Consider the following 341-nt stretch of genomic DNA (forward strand, 5'->3'; position numbering starts at 1 on the left):
TCAATCGGAGTGGACGCCGCTATAGAGCCAACAGGAATACTAGAGAACGGAGAAATGGGAGTACCAGAAGATGTAAATCAAGTGGGCTGGTTTGAACCTGGATATAAGGCAGGATCGCAAGGTCATGCGGTGCTTGCCGGACATGTCGACAGTCTGAATGGTCCAGCTGTTTTCTATGACTTGACCAAAGTAAAGATTGGAGAACTAGTGACTTTAACAGATACGGAAGGTCGGAAGATGATTTTTGAAGTGAAAGAAATTAATAGTTACCAAACAGATCAGGCTCCAGTAGAGGAGATCTTCGGGAAGTCAGACAAACGGATGCTTAATTTAATTACTTG

The 341-nt window shown here is 43.7% G+C and carries 1 protein-coding gene; it reads left to right on the top strand.

Annotated features, from left to right (window positions below; genetic code table 11):
• The coding region (locus GJB59_RS13665) for a class F sortase (RefSeq protein WP_203583275.1) at positions 1 to 341 on the top strand (341 nt) is incomplete at both ends.

This window comes from Planococcus soli (assembly GCF_016881065.1).
Taxonomy (GTDB): domain Bacteria; phylum Bacillota; class Bacilli; order Bacillales_A; family Planococcaceae; genus Planococcus; species Planococcus soli.